General features: G+C 59.7%; 15 protein-coding genes. All 15 read left to right on the forward strand.

Annotated features, from left to right (window positions below; translation table 11 throughout):
• The first annotated feature begins 47 nt into the window (after positions 1-47).
• The 15 genes from AKG12_RS14805 (at position 48) to AKG12_RS14875 (ending at position 15,108) form a co-directional block, all read left to right on the forward strand.
• Positions 48-953 (forward strand): class II glutamine amidotransferase, encoded by a 906-nt coding sequence (locus AKG12_RS14805; protein WP_052819401.1) that lies wholly within the window; start codon positions 48-50, stop codon positions 951-953.
• A gap of 37 nt (positions 954-990) precedes the next feature.
• The gene (locus AKG12_RS14810; RefSeq protein ID WP_052819402.1) at positions 991-1,677 is read left to right on the forward strand and encodes a GltB/FmdC/FwdC-like GXGXG domain-containing protein; all 687 of its coding nucleotides are present in this window, start codon (positions 991-993) and stop codon (positions 1,675-1,677) included.
• Between the two features lie 16 nt (positions 1,678-1,693).
• Positions 1,694-3,022: an FMN-binding glutamate synthase family protein gene (locus AKG12_RS14815; RefSeq protein ID WP_046799983.1), complete on the forward strand. Its 1,329-nt coding sequence runs from the start codon at positions 1,694-1,696 to the stop codon at positions 3,020-3,022.
• Positions 3,023-3,107: 85 nt separating this feature from the next.
• Entirely contained in the window at positions 3,108-4,415 is a 1,308-nt protein-coding gene (glnT, locus tag AKG12_RS14820; protein WP_052819403.1) for a type III glutamate--ammonia ligase, read from the forward strand.
• 89 nt (positions 4,416-4,504) lie between these two features.
• A complete protein-coding gene (gene purU / locus AKG12_RS14825) occupies positions 4,505-5,389 on the forward strand; it encodes a formyltetrahydrofolate deformylase (protein ID WP_052819404.1) in 885 nt (294 codons plus the stop codon).
• A gap of 157 nt (positions 5,390-5,546) precedes the next feature.
• Positions 5,547-6,242, forward strand: coding sequence for a GntR family transcriptional regulator (locus AKG12_RS14830; protein ID WP_046799980.1), 696 nt, complete (start codon positions 5,547-5,549; stop codon positions 6,240-6,242).
• A gap of 183 nt (positions 6,243-6,425) precedes the next feature.
• Positions 6,426-7,286: a transporter substrate-binding domain-containing protein gene (locus AKG12_RS14835; protein ID WP_052819405.1), complete on the forward strand. Its 861-nt coding sequence runs from the start codon at positions 6,426-6,428 to the stop codon at positions 7,284-7,286.
• Between the two features lie 75 nt (positions 7,287-7,361).
• Complete coding sequence (locus AKG12_RS14840; protein ID WP_046799979.1) at positions 7,362-8,051, forward strand: amino acid ABC transporter permease; 690 nt, start codon at positions 7,362-7,364, stop codon at positions 8,049-8,051.
• A 29-nt stretch (positions 8,052-8,080) separates the two neighbouring features.
• Positions 8,081-8,812, forward strand: a complete 732-nt coding sequence (locus tag AKG12_RS14845; RefSeq protein ID WP_082178889.1) for an amino acid ABC transporter ATP-binding protein — start codon at positions 8,081-8,083, stop codon at positions 8,810-8,812.
• A gap of 98 nt (positions 8,813-8,910) precedes the next feature.
• Positions 8,911-10,089, forward strand: a complete 1,179-nt coding sequence (locus AKG12_RS14850) for an iron-containing alcohol dehydrogenase (RefSeq protein WP_052819407.1) — start codon at positions 8,911-8,913, stop codon at positions 10,087-10,089.
• Between the two features lie 117 nt (positions 10,090-10,206).
• A complete protein-coding gene (locus tag AKG12_RS14855; RefSeq protein ID WP_046799976.1) occupies positions 10,207-10,809 on the forward strand; it encodes an amino acid synthesis family protein in 603 nt (200 codons plus the stop codon).
• A gap of 10 nt (positions 10,810-10,819) precedes the next feature.
• The gene (locus tag AKG12_RS14860; RefSeq protein WP_052819408.1) at positions 10,820-11,665 is read left to right on the forward strand and encodes an alpha/beta fold hydrolase; all 846 of its coding nucleotides are present in this window, start codon (positions 10,820-10,822) and stop codon (positions 11,663-11,665) included.
• Positions 11,662-12,600, forward strand: a complete 939-nt coding sequence (locus tag AKG12_RS14865) for a flavin reductase family protein (protein WP_052819409.1) — start codon at positions 11,662-11,664, stop codon at positions 12,598-12,600. Before AKG12_RS14860 ends, AKG12_RS14865 begins: the two co-directional genes overlap by 4 nt.
• Positions 12,597-13,637 (forward strand): LLM class flavin-dependent oxidoreductase, encoded by a 1,041-nt coding sequence (locus AKG12_RS14870; RefSeq protein WP_052819410.1) that lies wholly within the window; start codon positions 12,597-12,599, stop codon positions 13,635-13,637. Before AKG12_RS14865 ends, AKG12_RS14870 begins: the two co-directional genes overlap by 4 nt.
• Before the next feature lie 4 nt (positions 13,638-13,641).
• Positions 13,642-15,108 (forward strand): aldehyde dehydrogenase, encoded by a 1,467-nt coding sequence (locus AKG12_RS14875; protein ID WP_052819680.1) that lies wholly within the window; start codon positions 13,642-13,644, stop codon positions 15,106-15,108.
• Positions 15,109-15,111: the final 3 nt, after the last annotated feature.

Raw genomic sequence — 15,111 nt, forward strand, 5'->3', positions numbered from 1 at the left:
TTCCATATGTTAGCCCTTCATTCAGAAACGAATGGAGGTGCCTGTCGATGTGCGGCATTGTTGGACTATTCCTGAAAGATAAAAGCCTTGAACCGCAGCTCGGTCAGCTGCTTTCGGATATGCTGGTCACGATGACCGATCGCGGCCCGGATTCGGCCGGCATCGCGATCTACGGAAGTGTTGCCGATGGCCGGGCGAAAGTGACCATACAGTCGGCCGATCCGGCTGCCGATTTCTCCGATCTAACCGAAGCGTTGAAGGGAAATGGCGTCGATGCTTCGGTCACAGTGAAAAGCACCCACGCGGTCCTCGATATTCCCGCCGAAAAGCTGGATGGGATCCGCGCGGTTCTTTCCGCAATCCGCCCGAATGTGCGCGTGATGGGTTCCGGCGACAGCGTCGAAATCTACAAGGAAACCGGTCTTCCGAAGGATGTCGTCACCCGTTTTGACGTGCGCTCCATGGCCGGCACCCACGGCATCGGCCATACCCGCATGGCGACGGAATCGGCGGTGACGACGCTTGGTGCGCATCCCTTCTCCACCGGCGCCGACCAGTGCCTGGTGCATAATGGTTCGCTCTCCAACCACAATAATCTGCGCCGCGAACTGGTACGCGAGGGCATGAGCTTCGAGACCCAGAACGACTCGGAAGTGGCCGCCGCCTATCTCACGGCGGAAATGGCCAAGGGCAAGGATCTGGGCGAGGCGTTGACCGGCGCGCTCGATGACCTCGACGGTTTCTTCACCTTCGTCGTCGGCACCAAATCCGGTTTCGGGGTGGTGCGTGATCCCATCGCCTGCAAGCCTGCTGTCATGGCCGAGACCGACCAATATGTCGCTTTCGGCTCTGAGTATCGCGCTCTGGTCAATCTGCCCGGCATCGAAAATGCCCGTGTCTGGGAGCCTGAACCGGCGACCGTCTATTTCTGGGACCATGAAAAGGCCGCCTGAGACCCGTCATCGGCGCCTGTTTTGAAAGTCATAATCCATGCCAGTTTTCGATCTCTCCCACACGCCACTGCGTGAACTCAACAAGGCGCTCCACGGTCTTTCCTCGGGCGCGAACGACACCGAATTCGAGGTCGTCAATCCGCGCGGCCACCATGCCGTCGCGGTGGGTATCGACAGTCCTGTGACGGTCGATGTCCACGGTTCGGTTGGTTATTATTGCGCCGGCATGAATGATGGCGGCACCGTCACCGTGCACGGCTCGGCCGGACCGGGTGTCGCTGAGAACATGATGTCCGGCACGGTCGTCATCGAGGGCGACGCCTCGCAATATGCCGGCGCCACAGGCCGCGGCGGGCTTCTTGTCATCAGGGGCAATGCCGCTTCCCGCTGTGGCATTTCCATGAAGGGCATCGATATCGTCGTGAAGGGCAATATCGGCCACATGTCCGCCTTCATGGGCCAGTCCGGCCATCTCGTCGTCTGCGGCGATGCGGGCGATGCGCTGGGCGATTCCCTTTATGAAGCGAAGCTTTTCGTGCGCGGTTCCGTGAAGAGCCTGGGTGCCGATTGCATCGAGAAGGAAATGCGGCCTGAACATCTGGAGAAGCTTGCCGAACTTCTGGAAAAGGCCGGCGTCACCGATGTCAGCCCCAGTGAATTCAAGCGCTACGGCTCGGCCCGCACGCTCTACAATTTCAACATCGACAACGCCGACGCGTATTGAGGCGAGGGATTTTCCGATGAGCTATCACAACCCCTTCACCCCGCCGCGCAAATCCGCGACATTCGACGATCACACGCTGGCGGAAATCCGCCGCGCGGCTGCGACCGGCATCTACGATATTCGCGGTGCGGGCACCAAGCGCAAGGTCCCGCATTTCGACGATCTCCTCTTTCTCGGCGCGTCCATCTCGCGTTATCCGCTCGAGGGTTATCGCGAGAAATGCGATACGACAGTTACGCTCGGCACGCGCTTCGCCAAAAAGCCGATCACGCTGAAAACGCCGATTACCATTGCCGGCATGAGCTTCGGCGCTCTGTCAGGCAACGCCAAGGAAGCGCTCGGCCGTGGCGCGACAATCGCCGGCACCTCCACCACGACAGGCGATGGCGGCATGACGGATGAGGAGCGCGGCCACAGCCAGACGCTGGTTTACCAGTATCTGCCCTCGCGTTATGGCATGAACCCGAAAGACCTGCGCCGTGCGGACGCCATCGAGGTCGTTGTCGGCCAGGGTGCGAAACCGGGCGGCGGCGGCATGTTGCTTGGCCAGAAGATTTCCGATCGCGTCGCCAATATGCGCAACCTGCCGAAGGGTATCGATCAGCGCTCCGCCTGCCGTCACCCTGACTGGACCGGCCCTGATGATCTCGAAATCAAGATCCTCGAACTGCGCGAAATTACCGACTGGGAAAAGCCGATCTACATCAAGGTCGGCGGCGCGCGGCCCTATTACGACACGGCGCTGGCGGTGAAGGCCGGTGCCGATGTGGTGGTGCTGGATGGCATGCAGGGCGGCACGGCCGCCACGCAGGATGTCTTCATCGAAAATGTCGGCATGCCCACACTTGCCTGCATTCGCCCCGCCGTGCAGGCGCTTCAGGATCTCGGCATGCACCGCAAGGTGCAGCTGATCGTCTCCGGCGGCATTCGTTCGGGTGCTGACGTCGCCAAGGCGCTGGCGCTCGGCGCCGATGCGGTTGCGATTGGAACGGCGGCGCTGGTGGCGCTCGGCGATAATGATCCGCATTGGGAAGCGGAATATCAGAAGCTCGGCACAACGGCAGGCGCTTATGATGACTGGCATGAGGGCAAAGACCCCGCCGGCATCACCACGCAGGACCCGGAGCTTGCCGCGCGTCTCGATCCCGTCGCCGCCGGCCGCCGCCTTGCCAATTATCTGAAGGTCATGACGCTGGAGGCGCAGACCATCGCGCGCGCCTGCGGCAAGAACCATCTCCACAATCTGGAGCCGGAAGATCTGGTGGCGCTGACGATGGAGGCTGCGGCAATGGCGCAGGTTCCGCTGGCGGGAACGAACTGGTTCCCGGGGAAAGGCAGCTTTTAAAACACAAAAATCGGACGGACGCATTTGGGAGGATGTGTCCGTCTTTTTTCGATGAAGTGTCTGATACCAAAAAAAGGGGAATGACGTGACACTGGACCTCTCCAAATTTGCTGCCGAAAAGGGCATCAAATATTTCATGATCAGCTATACCGATCTCTTCGGCGGCCAGCGCGCCAAGCTGGTTCCGGCAGAAGCGATCGCCGATATGCAGAAGGGCGGCGCAGGTTTTGCCGGTTTCGCCACTTGGTTCGATCTGACGCCGGCCCATCCTGATCTTTTCGCCGTGCCCGATGCTTCGTCGGTCATCCAGCTGCCCTGGAAAAAGGATGTCGCCTGGGTCGCTGCCGATTGCGTCATGGAAGACCAGCCGGTGGAACAGGCGCCGCGTGTGGTCCTGAAAAAACTCATCGCGGAAGCAGCGGGCGAGGGGTTAAGGGTCAAGACCGGTGTTGAGCCGGAATTTTTCCTGATCTCGCCGGATGGCGCGAAAATCTCCGACGAATACGACACGGCGGAAAAGCCGTGCTACGACCAGCAGGCGGTGATGCGCCGTTACGATGTGATCGCCGAGATTTGCGATTACATGCTGGAGCTGGGCTGGAAACCCTACCAGAACGACCATGAGGATGCGAATGGCCAGTTCGAGATGAACTGGGAATATGATGATGCGCTGCAGACCGCCGACAAACATTCCTTCTTCAAGTTCATGGTCAAATCGGTTGCTGAAAAGCATGGGCTGCGCGCCACCTTCATGCCGAAACCGTTCAAGGGGCTGACCGGCAATGGCTGCCATGCCCATATCTCGGTCTGGGATCTCGACGGCAAGATCAACGCCTTTGCCGACAAGGCAATGCCTTTTGGGCTTTCCGCCAAAGGCAAGACGTTTCTTGGCGGCATCATGAAACATGCGTCGGCTCTTGCAGCGGTTACCAATCCGACGGTCAATTCCTACAAGCGCATCAACGCACCGCGCACCATTTCGGGCGCTACCTGGGCGCCGAATACGGTGACATGGACCGGGAATAACCGCACCCATATGGTGCGCGTACCGGGGCCGGGGCGGTTTGAACTGCGCCTGCCGGATGGCGCGGTGAACCCCTATCTGCTGCAGGCCATCATCATCGCCGCCGGCCTTTCCGGTGTCCGTTCCAAGGCCGATCCCGGTCCGCACTACGATATCGACATGTATCGCGAAGGCCACAAGGTCACGGATGCCCCGAAGCTGCCGCTCAATCTTCTCGATGCGTTGCGCGAATATGAGAGGGATGCGGAATTGCAGCAGGCGCTGGGCGTCGAATTCTCCAAAGCCTATCTCAAGCTCAAGCAGGGTGAGTGGAACAGCTATTGCGCGCAGTTCACCGCCTGGGAGCATCAGACCACCCTCGACGTCTGAGTTCGGTTTTCCCCGCCGCCCTTGCGGCCCTTCCCGCGCTGGTCAAACAGCGCGGGTTTTTCCCTTATTAATGACAGAGAGAACGCCAGATGACGAATTTCGTCCTGACCGTAACATGCAAGTCCACCCGTGGCATCGTCGCCGCCCTTTCCGGCTTTCTGGCCGACAAAGGCTGCAACATCGTCGACAGCTCGCAGTTCGACGATCTGGGTACGGGCCGCTTCTTCATGCGTGTGGGATTTATCTCCGAAGAGGGGGCAAAGCGCGATGCGCTCATGGCCGGGCTTGCGCCGATCTCCGAAAAATTCGGCATGGAGGTGGCGTTGCACGACCTGTCCGAGCGGATGAAGGTTCTGCTGATGGTCTCGCGCTTCGGCCACTGCCTGAATGACCTGCTGTACCGCTGGCGTATCGGGGCTCTGCCGATCGATATTGTTGGCGTCGTCTCCAATCACTTCGATTACCAGAAGGTCGTCGTCAACCACGACATTCCCTTCCACCACATTCCGGTGACCAAGGAAAACAAGCCGCAGGCCGAAGCCCGGATCATGGATATCGCCGAAAGCACCGGAACGGAACTCATCGTGCTCGCCCGTTACATGCAGGTGCTTTCCGACAGGATGTGCGAGGCGATGTCGGGAAAGATCATCAATATCCACCACTCCTTCCTGCCATCCTTCAAGGGCGCCAACCCCTACAAGCAGGCTTATCAGCGCGGCGTGAAGCTGATCGGTGCGACTGCGCATTATGTGACTGCGGATCTGGATGAAGGCCCGATCATCGAGCAGGATATCGTGCGCATCACCCATGCCCAGAGTGCTGAGGACTATGTGTCGCTTGGCCGCGATGTGGAAGCGCAGGTGCTGGCGCGCGCCATTCACGCGCATATCCACCATCGCACCTTCATCAACGGCAGTCGAACCGTGGTGTTTCCTCCCGGTCCCGGCTCCTATGCCTCGGAAAGAATGGGATAAGGTTTTATGGCGCTACGGCAGGTGGTCCTGCCGCACGTCTGCTGTTGCCATAAACATGATGCGCGGCTAAATAAGTTGGTACGCCATAATATCAAGAGCCAGAACCCGCTTCTGCGTGCGGCGAGCGCAGGCGGGATGTGCCAGACGAGGTGATACCATGACCGGTGCTTTGCAGGGAACTGCCATTCGCGTTGAACGTCCGACGAAGACGCTGAGGGAACTCGCGCTCGACAAGGTGCGGGACGCCATCGTGAACGGGTACTTTCGTCCGGGAGACCGTCTCGTGGAACGTGATCTCTGTGCCCAGCTCGGTGTTTCCCGCACCATCGTGCGCGAGGTTCTGCGGCATCTGGAATCCGAAGGGCTGGTGGCGAACCTGCCGAACAAGGGTCCGATGGTCGCGCTGCTCGATCTCGATGAGGCCAAGCAGATCTACGAAATTCGCGGTGCGCTGGAGGGAATGGCGGCGCGCCTTTGCGCCGAACGTCGCGATCCCGCCATCGTCGAGGCGCTGGAAGTTTCGCTGAAGCACATCCGCGAAAGTTATGTTGCGAAGGATATGCCAGGCGTGCTGGCGCATACTTCGTCCTTTTACCAGACGCTGTTCAGCAAGATCGACCGGCATGTCGCCTGGGGCGTCGTCAATCTGCTGACGGTTCGGATCAACCATCTGCGCTCCATGACCATCAAGACGAAAAGCCGGGACACCGACGGTCCGGCGCAGATGGAAAAGATTGTTGAGGCGATCCGAAAGGGTGACGGGGACGCCGCCTACAAAGCCGCGCTCGATCACGTCACGAGTGCTTGCGCCATCGCCGAAGCTGTTCTCACGGCGCAGAAAGCCGCCGACTGACGGTTTTCGGCACTCTATTGTCTTATTCTTGCGGTTGCCCTGCCGGGAGCCGCAAGCTTATGCTTTTTTGATTTTATCGTTATTTTTCAATATGTTAGAAAAATCATCGACCGCTTCTTGACAGGGCAAACCGTTTGGTGTGATGGTATGCCATAATAAATAATATAAAGAGCGGAGCTTAATATGAACTGGAATCCGATTTCCCGGAAATGCACAGCCGTGCGCGCCAAAGCCTTTATGGCGGGCGTTGCCATCACTCTTTTTGCCGGTGCCGCCGTCGCTCAGGACTGCACGCCGAAGATATCCGACGATCATCTCATCAAGCCCGGCCACCTGGTGATGGCCACCAGCCCGACCCTGCCGCCCATGGCCTATGCCGATCAGCAGGGCGTATTGAAGGGATTGCGCATCGAACTGGGCTATGAGATCGCCAAACGGCTTTGCCTAAAGCCGGAATATATCAGCACCGAATATGCGACCATGGTGCCGGGCCTGCAGGGTGGCCGCTGGGACATGATCAATGCCGGCCTGTTCGTGACGGCAGAGCGGCGCAAGATCCTGTTCATGATCCCCTATGAAAACCTCGCCATCAGCATTTCCACGGCGGTCGGCGCGTCCGAGCCTATCACCAAGGTCGATGATCTCGCCGGCAAGGCCGTCAGCACCGATATTGGCGGTTATGCCGAGCGCAAGATCAAGGAACTGAACGAAGACTTCAAGAAGCGCGGTCTGGCGCCAATGACCATCAACCTGTTCGACAACTACGCGACGGTTTATCAGGCCTTGCGCGCCGGCCAGGTGCAGGCGGCGGTATCGATCGATCCGGTTGCCAAACAATATCAGGACCGCGGCGAATTCACCCATGCGCTTTCCGGCATGTATCCTACACCCGGCTCGCTTTCCTTCGGCAACAAGGACGTCGCCGACGCCGTTTCAACCGCTCTGAAGGAGATGAAGGCCGATGGCGCGCTCGAGAAGCTGATGGGCGGTTATGGCGTCAGCATTGCGCCGGGCGATCTCGCCGTTCTCGGCCCGGAAGGCTGAATTCCATCCATCTGAACAGTCATCGCGGCGGGAAAGCTCTCGCCGCGACCGTTCCCGCATGAATTGGAGAAAGACGTGAAGGGTTGGAACTGGGAAGGTTTCTTCGAATATCTGACGAATTATTATCTGTTCGAGGGCGCGCTGGTGACGCTCGGCCTCACGGTTTTTGCCATGACGGCGGGTCTTGCACTGGGCTTTGTCATCGCGGTGATGCGCATGTCGAAATACCGGTTCCTGTCCGGGCCGGCCTATTTCTACACCTGGATCTTTCGCGGCACGCCGCTTCTGGTGCAGCTCATCATCATCTATACCGGTCTGCCGCAGATCGGCATCAAGCTGACGGTTCTGCAATCAACGCTGATCGGCCTGTCGCTCTGCGAGGCCGCCTATCTGTCGGAAATCGTCCGGGCAGGCATCGCCGCCGTTCCAAAGGGCCAGATCAACGCGGCCCGCGCCATCGGCATGACCGAGGCGCAGGTGATGCGTTACATCGTTGCGCCTCAGGCCTTCCGCATCATCATTCCGCCGCTTGGCAATTCCGTCAACGGCGTGCTCAAAACGACGTCGATCGCCTCGATCATTTCCATGGAAGAGCTTCTGCGCCGCACGCAGGTGCTCATTCAGGAAAAGTTCCTGGTTCTCGAGCTCTTTATGGTCGCAGCCCTTTATTACCTCGCCATGACGACCGCCTGGGAACTGATCCAGCGCCGGATCGAAAAGCGGTTCGGCAAGGCCTATGGCCCCATGTCGACTGACGTGCATTAAGGAGCGGTCCGATGTCGCAAGCAATCAGCATGATCGAACTACAATCCGTCAACAAATGGTACGGCCCGAATTTTCAGGTTCTGACCAATTGCAGCCTGAATGTCGCCAAGGGGGAAGTCGTCGTGATCTGCGGGCCTTCCGGTTCCGGCAAATCGACGCTGATCAAATGCGTCAATGCGCTGGAGACGATTGGCAACGGCGTCATCACGGTCAATGGTGTGGAGGTGACAGATCCTAAGACCGATATGCCGAAACTACGCTCCAAGGTGGGCATGGTGTTCCAGCATTTCGAACTTTTCCCGCATATGACGATCCTTGAAAATCTCTGCATCGGGCAGGAGAAGGTTCTGGGCCGTTCGCCGGCGGAAGCGCTTGCCAAGGCAAATGCCCTTCTCGAACGGGTGGGGTTGACGGCGCATGCCAAGAAATATCCCGGCCAATTGTCGGGTGGCCAGCAGCAGCGCGTTGCCATTGCCCGCGCGCTGGCGATGGACCCGGTCGCCATGCTGTTCGATGAGCCGACATCGGCGCTCGATCCGGAAATGATCAACGAGGTGCTCGACGTCATGGTTTCGCTGGCACAAGAGGGCATGACGATGATGGTGGTAACCCACGAGATGGGTTTTGCCCGCAAGGTGGCGGACCGCATCGTCTTCATGGATGGCGGCGAGATCGTTGAGATCGGTGAGGGCGAGAGCTTCTTCACCCATCCGAAGACGGAGCGCGCCCGCTCGTTCCTGTCGAAAATCCTGGCGCACTAGGCTCATGTCGGCCTGAGCGGGATAACCATATTCCGCTTCAGGCCATATGGCCTTCGGCCGTTCCGAACAACGCAGAATGAGAGTGGCGGAGAACTGCAATGATAAACCGTGTCCTGATGCCCCGCGAAATGTTGATCGGCGGCGGCAGCCGTTTCCGATTGCCTGCCATGCTGAAATCGCTCGGGGTTAATCGCCCTCTGCTCGTCTGTGACCCCGTGATGCAGAAGCTCGGCCATGCCGATGCGCTTTTGCAGGCGCTTCCAGGCGAAGGCATAGACGGCGCCATTTTCTCCGAGGTCGTTGAGGACCCCACGGACATATCGATCGCTGCTTTGGTGAAGCGCATTTCCGACGGTCGTCATGATGGTCTTGTCGCCCTCGGCGGTGGTAGCGCCATGGATACCGCAAAGGCAGGCGCCATCGTCGCGACCAGCGGTGAAGACTTGCGTGCACTGAAGGTGCCGCGGATCGTGGATTTCGCCGTCATGCCGGTGATTGCTATCCCCACCACCGCTGGCACCGGATCGGAAGTGACACGCGCCGCCGTCGTCACCGATACGGTCGCGAGCGAAAAAATGCTGATCCTCGGTACCGCAGCTTTGCCGGTCGCCGCCATCATCGATTACGAGCTGACGCTGAGCTGCCCTTACCGCGTCACCGTCGATACTGGCATCGATGCGCTGACCCATGCGCTGGAGGCGCTGGTCAATCGCAACGGCAATGCCCATTCCGAAGCGCTGGCGCTTTCCGCGTTGAAGCTGATCGGGGCAAATCTTGAGAAGGTGGCTGATAATCCTGATGACCGGGATGCGCGTGAAGCGATGATGCTGGGCGCAACCCATGCCGGGCTTGCCGTCTCCAATACATCGACTGCGCTGATCCATGGTCTCAGCCGGCCGGTCGGTGCTTTTTTCCATGTGCCACATGGCATGTCGAATGCGATGGTGCTGCCACTGGTCACGCAGTTTTCGCTGAATTCCGCTTTGCCGCATTATGCCGCCGCCGCCCGCGCGCTGGGTTGTGCCAGCGCGGCGGATAGCGACCAGATTGCCGGCACGAAGCTGGTGGAGGCCTTCATCGGCCTGAACAGGCGGCTGAAGGTGCCGACCCCGCAAGAGTTCGGCATCGACAGGAGCCGCTATCTCGAACTGTTGCCGGAAATGGTGCGCCAGGGCCTCGCTTCCGGCACGCCGGCAAATAACCCCCGGGTGCCCACAGTTGCCGAAATGACGCGTCTGTATGAGCTTGCCTATGACGGACGCATCGCGGAATTTTAAGTCATAACACGTTGTTAAATTTAAAGATTTTTGATTTTTCAAACGAAAATCACCTGACCCTTGACAGCAATGTATTATGGCATACCATAAGACATCATATTTACGGAGAGAACGCCCATGTCCATCCAGATCCGCAAGACCTTGCTGCAGGTCGAAACGACGTTGATTGAGGGAGGCAAGACTGCCGCTACGCCCTTGAAGCTGTTCAGCGCGATTGCGGTCGTGAAAAACCCCTGGGCAGGCAAAGGCTTCGTGGAAAACCTGAAGCCGGAAATCCATGCGGGCGCGCCGGTGCTCGGTGAGTTGCTGACGAAGATGATCCTCGATGCCGTCGGCTCGGGCGAGGCGGTGGAGGCCTATGGCAAGGCGGCGGTTGTCGGTCTCGACGGTGAGATCGAGCATGCATCTGCGCTCATTCACACGCTGCGGTTCGGCAATCACTATCGCCAGGCGGTCGGCGCGAAATCTTATCTGGCCTTCTGTAACACCCGTGGTCCGGGCAATGCGCCGATCATGATTCCATTGATGGACAAGAACGACGAAGGCCGCCGTTCGCATTATCTGACCATTCAGACTGCCATTCCCGATGCCCCGGCCGCCGATGAGATCGTCGTTGCGCTCGGTGCTTCGGTTGGCGGCCGGCCCCACCACCGTATTGGCGACCGTTACCAGGATCTGCAGGATCTCGGTCAGGATGTTGCCAACCCGGCCGGCGTTTGAGGGTGATGTAATGCAGGAGGCCGCCACCACCTCACGGGTCAATGTTGCAAAGGCAGGTGCTGCCGCGCTCCCTCGCAAGACGACCGAGGGCGGGGCGGCTTACTTCGAGGCCGGTGCGGGTGAGGACCTGATCCTCATCCACGGCGTCGGCATGCGGCTTGAAGCTTGGGAACCGCAGATCGAAGTTTTTTCCAGAACACACCGCGTTATCGCGGTCGATATGCCGGGCCATGGCGGTAGCGCGTGCTTGGCTGCAGGCAGCACGCTTACGGATTTTGTCGGCTGGTTCAGCCGATTTCTTGACGATATGCGGATCGCACGCGCCAATGTTGCCGGCCATTCCATGGGCGCATTGATTTCCGGTGGAGCGGCCGCAACCTTCGGAGATCGCATTGCGCGCGTCGGTTACCTGAACGGCGTCTATCGCCGTGACCCGGTGGCGAAAGCAGCGGTGCTTGCCCGTGCGGCGGCAATCCGCACCGAGGGCGTGGACAAGGAAGGCCCGCTGCTGCGCTGGTTCGGCGATGACGCCAAGAGCCAGCACGCGCGGGAACTGACTCGCGGCTGGCTGGAAATGGTCGATCCCGAAGGTTACGCGGTTGCCTACACGGCCTTTGCTGGTGGGGATGAGACCTATGCGGATCGCTGGCCTTCGGTCGCTTGCCCCGCGCTCTTCCTGACCGGTTCCGACGATCCGAATTCGACGCCGCTGATGGCCGAGCAGATGGCGGCGATCACGCCACGCGGTTACGCTCGCATCGTTGAGGCGCACCGGCACATGGTCAATCTGACCGCCCCTGAAACTGTCAATGCACTGATGGCCGAATGGCTGGCTATTGAGGAGGAGCCGCAATGACTGTTGCAACCCTTGACCCGCGCGCTTTGCGCGACGCATTCGGCGCTTTCGTGACGGGAGTAACGATCGTGACCACGCGGGATGACGCGGGAAAGCCCGTTGGCTTTACCGCAAATTCCTTCACTTCCGTTTCGCTCGATCCGCCCCTGCTTTTGATCTGCCTTGCCCGCACCTCGCGCAACTTCGCGACGATGACCGGCGCGAAAAACTTCGCCGTCAATATTCTGTCGGAAAACCAGAAGGACCTGTCCAACACCTTCGCTCGTCCGGTGGAGGATCGTTTCGCCGCCGCCGCCTGGTCGGATGCGCCGCAGGGATCGCCTGTCTTCGCTGATGTTGCGGCCTGGTTTGAGTGTTCCATGCAGGAGGTTATCGAGGCGGGTGATCATGTCATCCTGCTCGGGCGCATCGGTGCTTTCGACAATAGCGGCCTGAACGGTCTCGGTTATGCGCGGGGCGGTTATTTCACGCCGATGCTGGCCGCCAAGGCGGTCTCGGCGGCAGCAGAGGGCGAAATTGCCGTTGGCGCGGTGCTGGAACGGCGCGGAGAGATTTACCTCGTTGGCGATGATGTGCTGTCGTTGCCCGGCTGCGTCGTTGCAGGCGGCGATCCCGTTGCGGCGTTGACGTCGCGCCTTGAGGAACTGACGGGCCTCTCCGTCAGGACCGGCTTTCTCTACTCCGTTTATGAAAACAAGGCGGATGGACGCCAGCATATCGTCTACCACGCACTTGCCGAGGGTGATGATGCGCCGCGTCAGGGGCGCTTCCTGTTGCCGAGTGCGCTTGGCTCTACAAAATTCGATTCCGCCGCGACGGCGGATATCGTCAATCGTTTCGCGCTGGAAAGTTCCATCGGCAATTTTGGTGTCTATGTCGGCAACGAGACCGCCGGCAAGGTGCATCCCATTTCCATGAAGGGGGCAAACCCATGAAATTTTCGCTCTTCGTCCATATGGAACGGCTGGACGCCTCGCAGGATCACAAGACGCTCTATGAGGAGTTCGTCACCCTTTGCGAGATCGCCGATCGTGGCGGCATGCATGCCATCTGGACCGGCGAACATCACGGCATGGATTTTACCATTGCCCCCAACCCCTTCGTGACGATCGCCGATCTCGCGCGCCGCACGAAGACGGCGCGTCTCGGCACCGGCACGGTGATCGCGCCTTTCTGGCACCCGATCAAACTGGCAGGCGAAGCTGCTATGACGGACCTCATCTGCGATGGCCGTCTTGATATCGGCATCGCCCGCGGCGCCTACTCTTTCGAATATGAGCGCCTGCTTCCCGGCCTCGACGCCTGGGGCGCCGGCCAGCGCATGCGCGAGCTGATCCCGGCCGTCAAAGGCGTCTGGGCGGGCGACTATGCCCATGACGGCGAGTTCTTCCAATTTCCGGCCACCACCTCCGCCCCCAAGCCGTTGCAGCAACCCTTTCCGCCGATCTGGGTGGCGGCGCGTGATCCGAATTCCCATGAATTCGCTGTCGCCAATGATTGCAACGTGCAGGTGACGCCGCTCTGGCAGGGCGATGACGAAGTGGAAACCCTGATGGGGCGCTTCAACGATGCCTGCGCCAAAAACCCGGAAAAACAGCGCCCGAAGATCATGCTGCTGCGCCACACCTATGTCGGCTCGGATGAAGTCGACATCGCGCAAGCGGCGCATGAGATGAGTGTCTATTACAATTATTTCTTCGCGTGGTTCAAAAACGAAAAGCCTGTTCATCAGGGCCTCATCGAGCGCATTGCGCCAGAGGATATCGCGGCAAACGCCATGCTTTCCGGCGACGTCATGCGCAAGAACAATGTCGTCGGCAATGCCGATGAAGTCATTACCCGGCTTAAAGCCTATGAGGCCATGGGTTACGACGAATATTCCTTCTGGATCGACACTGGCATGAGCTTCGAGCGGAAGAAGGCCTCGCTGGAGCGTTTCCTTTCCGATGTCATGCCGGCTTTTGCGGAGTAAGATGATGCGCCGTTTTCAGTGCTATATCGACGGACGTTTCGAAGATGGCGAGGCAAGCTTTTCAAGCCTCGACCCCGCAAGCGGTCAGCCCTGGGCCGAAATGCCGGAAAGCCGGGAAGCGGATATCGGCCGTGCGGTCGATGCCGCGCACCGGGCACTTTACGAAGATGTGGCCTGGTCGAAACTGACGGCGACACAGCGCGGCAAGCTGCTCTACCGGTTGGCCGATCTGGTTGCGGAAAATGCAAAGACGCTGGCCGAGCTCGAAACCCGCGATACCGGCAAGATCATCCGCGAAACCTCCGCGCAGATTGCCTATGTCGCGGATTATTATCGCTATTATGCCGGGCTTGCCGACAAGATCGAGGGCGCTTATCTGCCGATCGACAAGCCGGATATGGATGTCTGGCTGCGACGTGAACCCGTTGGCGTGGTGGCGGCCATTGTGCCTTGGAACAGCCAGCTGTTTCTCGCCGCCGTCAAGATCGGTCCGGCGCTTGCCGCCGGCTGCACCATCGTCGTCAAGGCCTCGGAAGATGGGCCGGCGCCACTGCTGGAATTTGCCCGGCTGGTGCATGAGGCCGGTTTCCCCGCCGGCGTCGTCAATATCATCACCGGTTTCGGTGCCTCCTGCGGTACCGCGCTCACCACCCATCCTAAGGTGGCTCATATCGCCTTTACCGGCGGGCCGGAAACGGCGCGTCACATCGTCCGCAATTCAGCTGAAAATCTCGCCTCCACTTCGCTGGAACTCGGCGGCAAATCGCCGATCCTCGTTTTCGCCGATGCAGATCTCGAGAGCGCCGCCAATGCGCAGGTTGCGGGCATTTTTGCCGCAACTGGCCAGAGCTGCGTCGCCGGCTCGCGGCTGATTATCGAAAGAAGCGTCAAGGACCGTTTCCTCCAGATTCTGGCTGGGAAGGCCGAGGCGATCCGCATCGGTTCGCCGTTGGATATGGCGACGGAAGTGGGGCCATTGGCGACCGAGCGCCAGCGCCAGCACATTGTCTCACTGGTTTCTGCTTCGGTGGATGCCGGTGCGAAGGTGGTTGCCGGTGGTGAGCCTTTGGATGGTGACGGCTATTTCTATCGGCCGACCATTCTTGATTGCGACGGCATCCGTTCGCCCTCCATGGAAAAGGAATTCTTCGGCCCCGTTCTTTCGGTTGTTTCCTTTGAAACCGAGGCGGAAGCCATCGCGCTGGCCAATGACACGGTCTATGGCCTCGCCTCCGGTGTCTTCACGCAAAATCTCACGCGCGCCCACCGGCTGATGAAGGCGATCCGCGCCGGCATCGTCTGGGTAAACACCTATCGCGCCGTCTCGCCGATTGCGCCTTTCGGTGGCTTTGGCCTCTCGGGTGATGGGCGCGAAGGCGGGCTTGCGGCGCCGCTCGATTACACGCGCACCAAGACCATATGGCTGCGCACCTCTGACGACCCGATTCCCGACCCTTTCGTGATGCGGTGAGCC

The organism is Agrobacterium sp. SUL3, assembly GCF_001263295.1.
Classification (GTDB): domain Bacteria; phylum Pseudomonadota; class Alphaproteobacteria; order Rhizobiales; family Rhizobiaceae; genus Agrobacterium; species Agrobacterium tomkonis.

Bases quoted from the DNA above. Each gene is read 5' to 3' on its own strand.
- AKG12_RS14835 (WP_052819405.1), top strand. From the start codon at position 6,426: ATGAACTGGAATCCGATTTCCCGGAAATGCACAGCCGTGCGCGCCAAA.
- AKG12_RS14855 (WP_046799976.1), top strand. From the start codon at position 10,207: ATGTCCATCCAGATCCGCAAGACCTTGCTGCAGGTCGAAACGACGTTG.
- AKG12_RS14850 (WP_052819407.1), top strand. From the start codon at position 8,911: ATGATAAACCGTGTCCTGATGCCCCGCGAAATGTTGATCGGCGGCGGC.
- AKG12_RS14870 (WP_052819410.1), top strand. From the start codon at position 12,597: ATGAAATTTTCGCTCTTCGTCCATATGGAACGGCTGGACGCCTCGCAG.
- AKG12_RS14865 (WP_052819409.1), top strand. From the start codon at position 11,662: ATGACTGTTGCAACCCTTGACCCGCGCGCTTTGCGCGACGCATTCGGC.
- AKG12_RS14875 (WP_052819680.1), top strand. From the start codon at position 13,642: ATGCGCCGTTTTCAGTGCTATATCGACGGACGTTTCGAAGATGGCGAG.
- AKG12_RS14845 (WP_082178889.1), top strand. From the start codon at position 8,081: ATGATCGAACTACAATCCGTCAACAAATGGTACGGCCCGAATTTTCAG.
- AKG12_RS14830 (WP_046799980.1), top strand. From the start codon at position 5,547: ATGACCGGTGCTTTGCAGGGAACTGCCATTCGCGTTGAACGTCCGACG.
- purU (WP_052819404.1), top strand. From the start codon at position 4,505: ATGACGAATTTCGTCCTGACCGTAACATGCAAGTCCACCCGTGGCATC.
- AKG12_RS14860 (WP_052819408.1), top strand. From the start codon at position 10,820: ATGCAGGAGGCCGCCACCACCTCACGGGTCAATGTTGCAAAGGCAGGT.
- AKG12_RS14810 (WP_052819402.1), top strand. From the start codon at position 991: ATGCCAGTTTTCGATCTCTCCCACACGCCACTGCGTGAACTCAACAAG.
- AKG12_RS14815 (WP_046799983.1), top strand. From the start codon at position 1,694: ATGAGCTATCACAACCCCTTCACCCCGCCGCGCAAATCCGCGACATTC.
- AKG12_RS14805 (WP_052819401.1), top strand. From the start codon at position 48: ATGTGCGGCATTGTTGGACTATTCCTGAAAGATAAAAGCCTTGAACCG.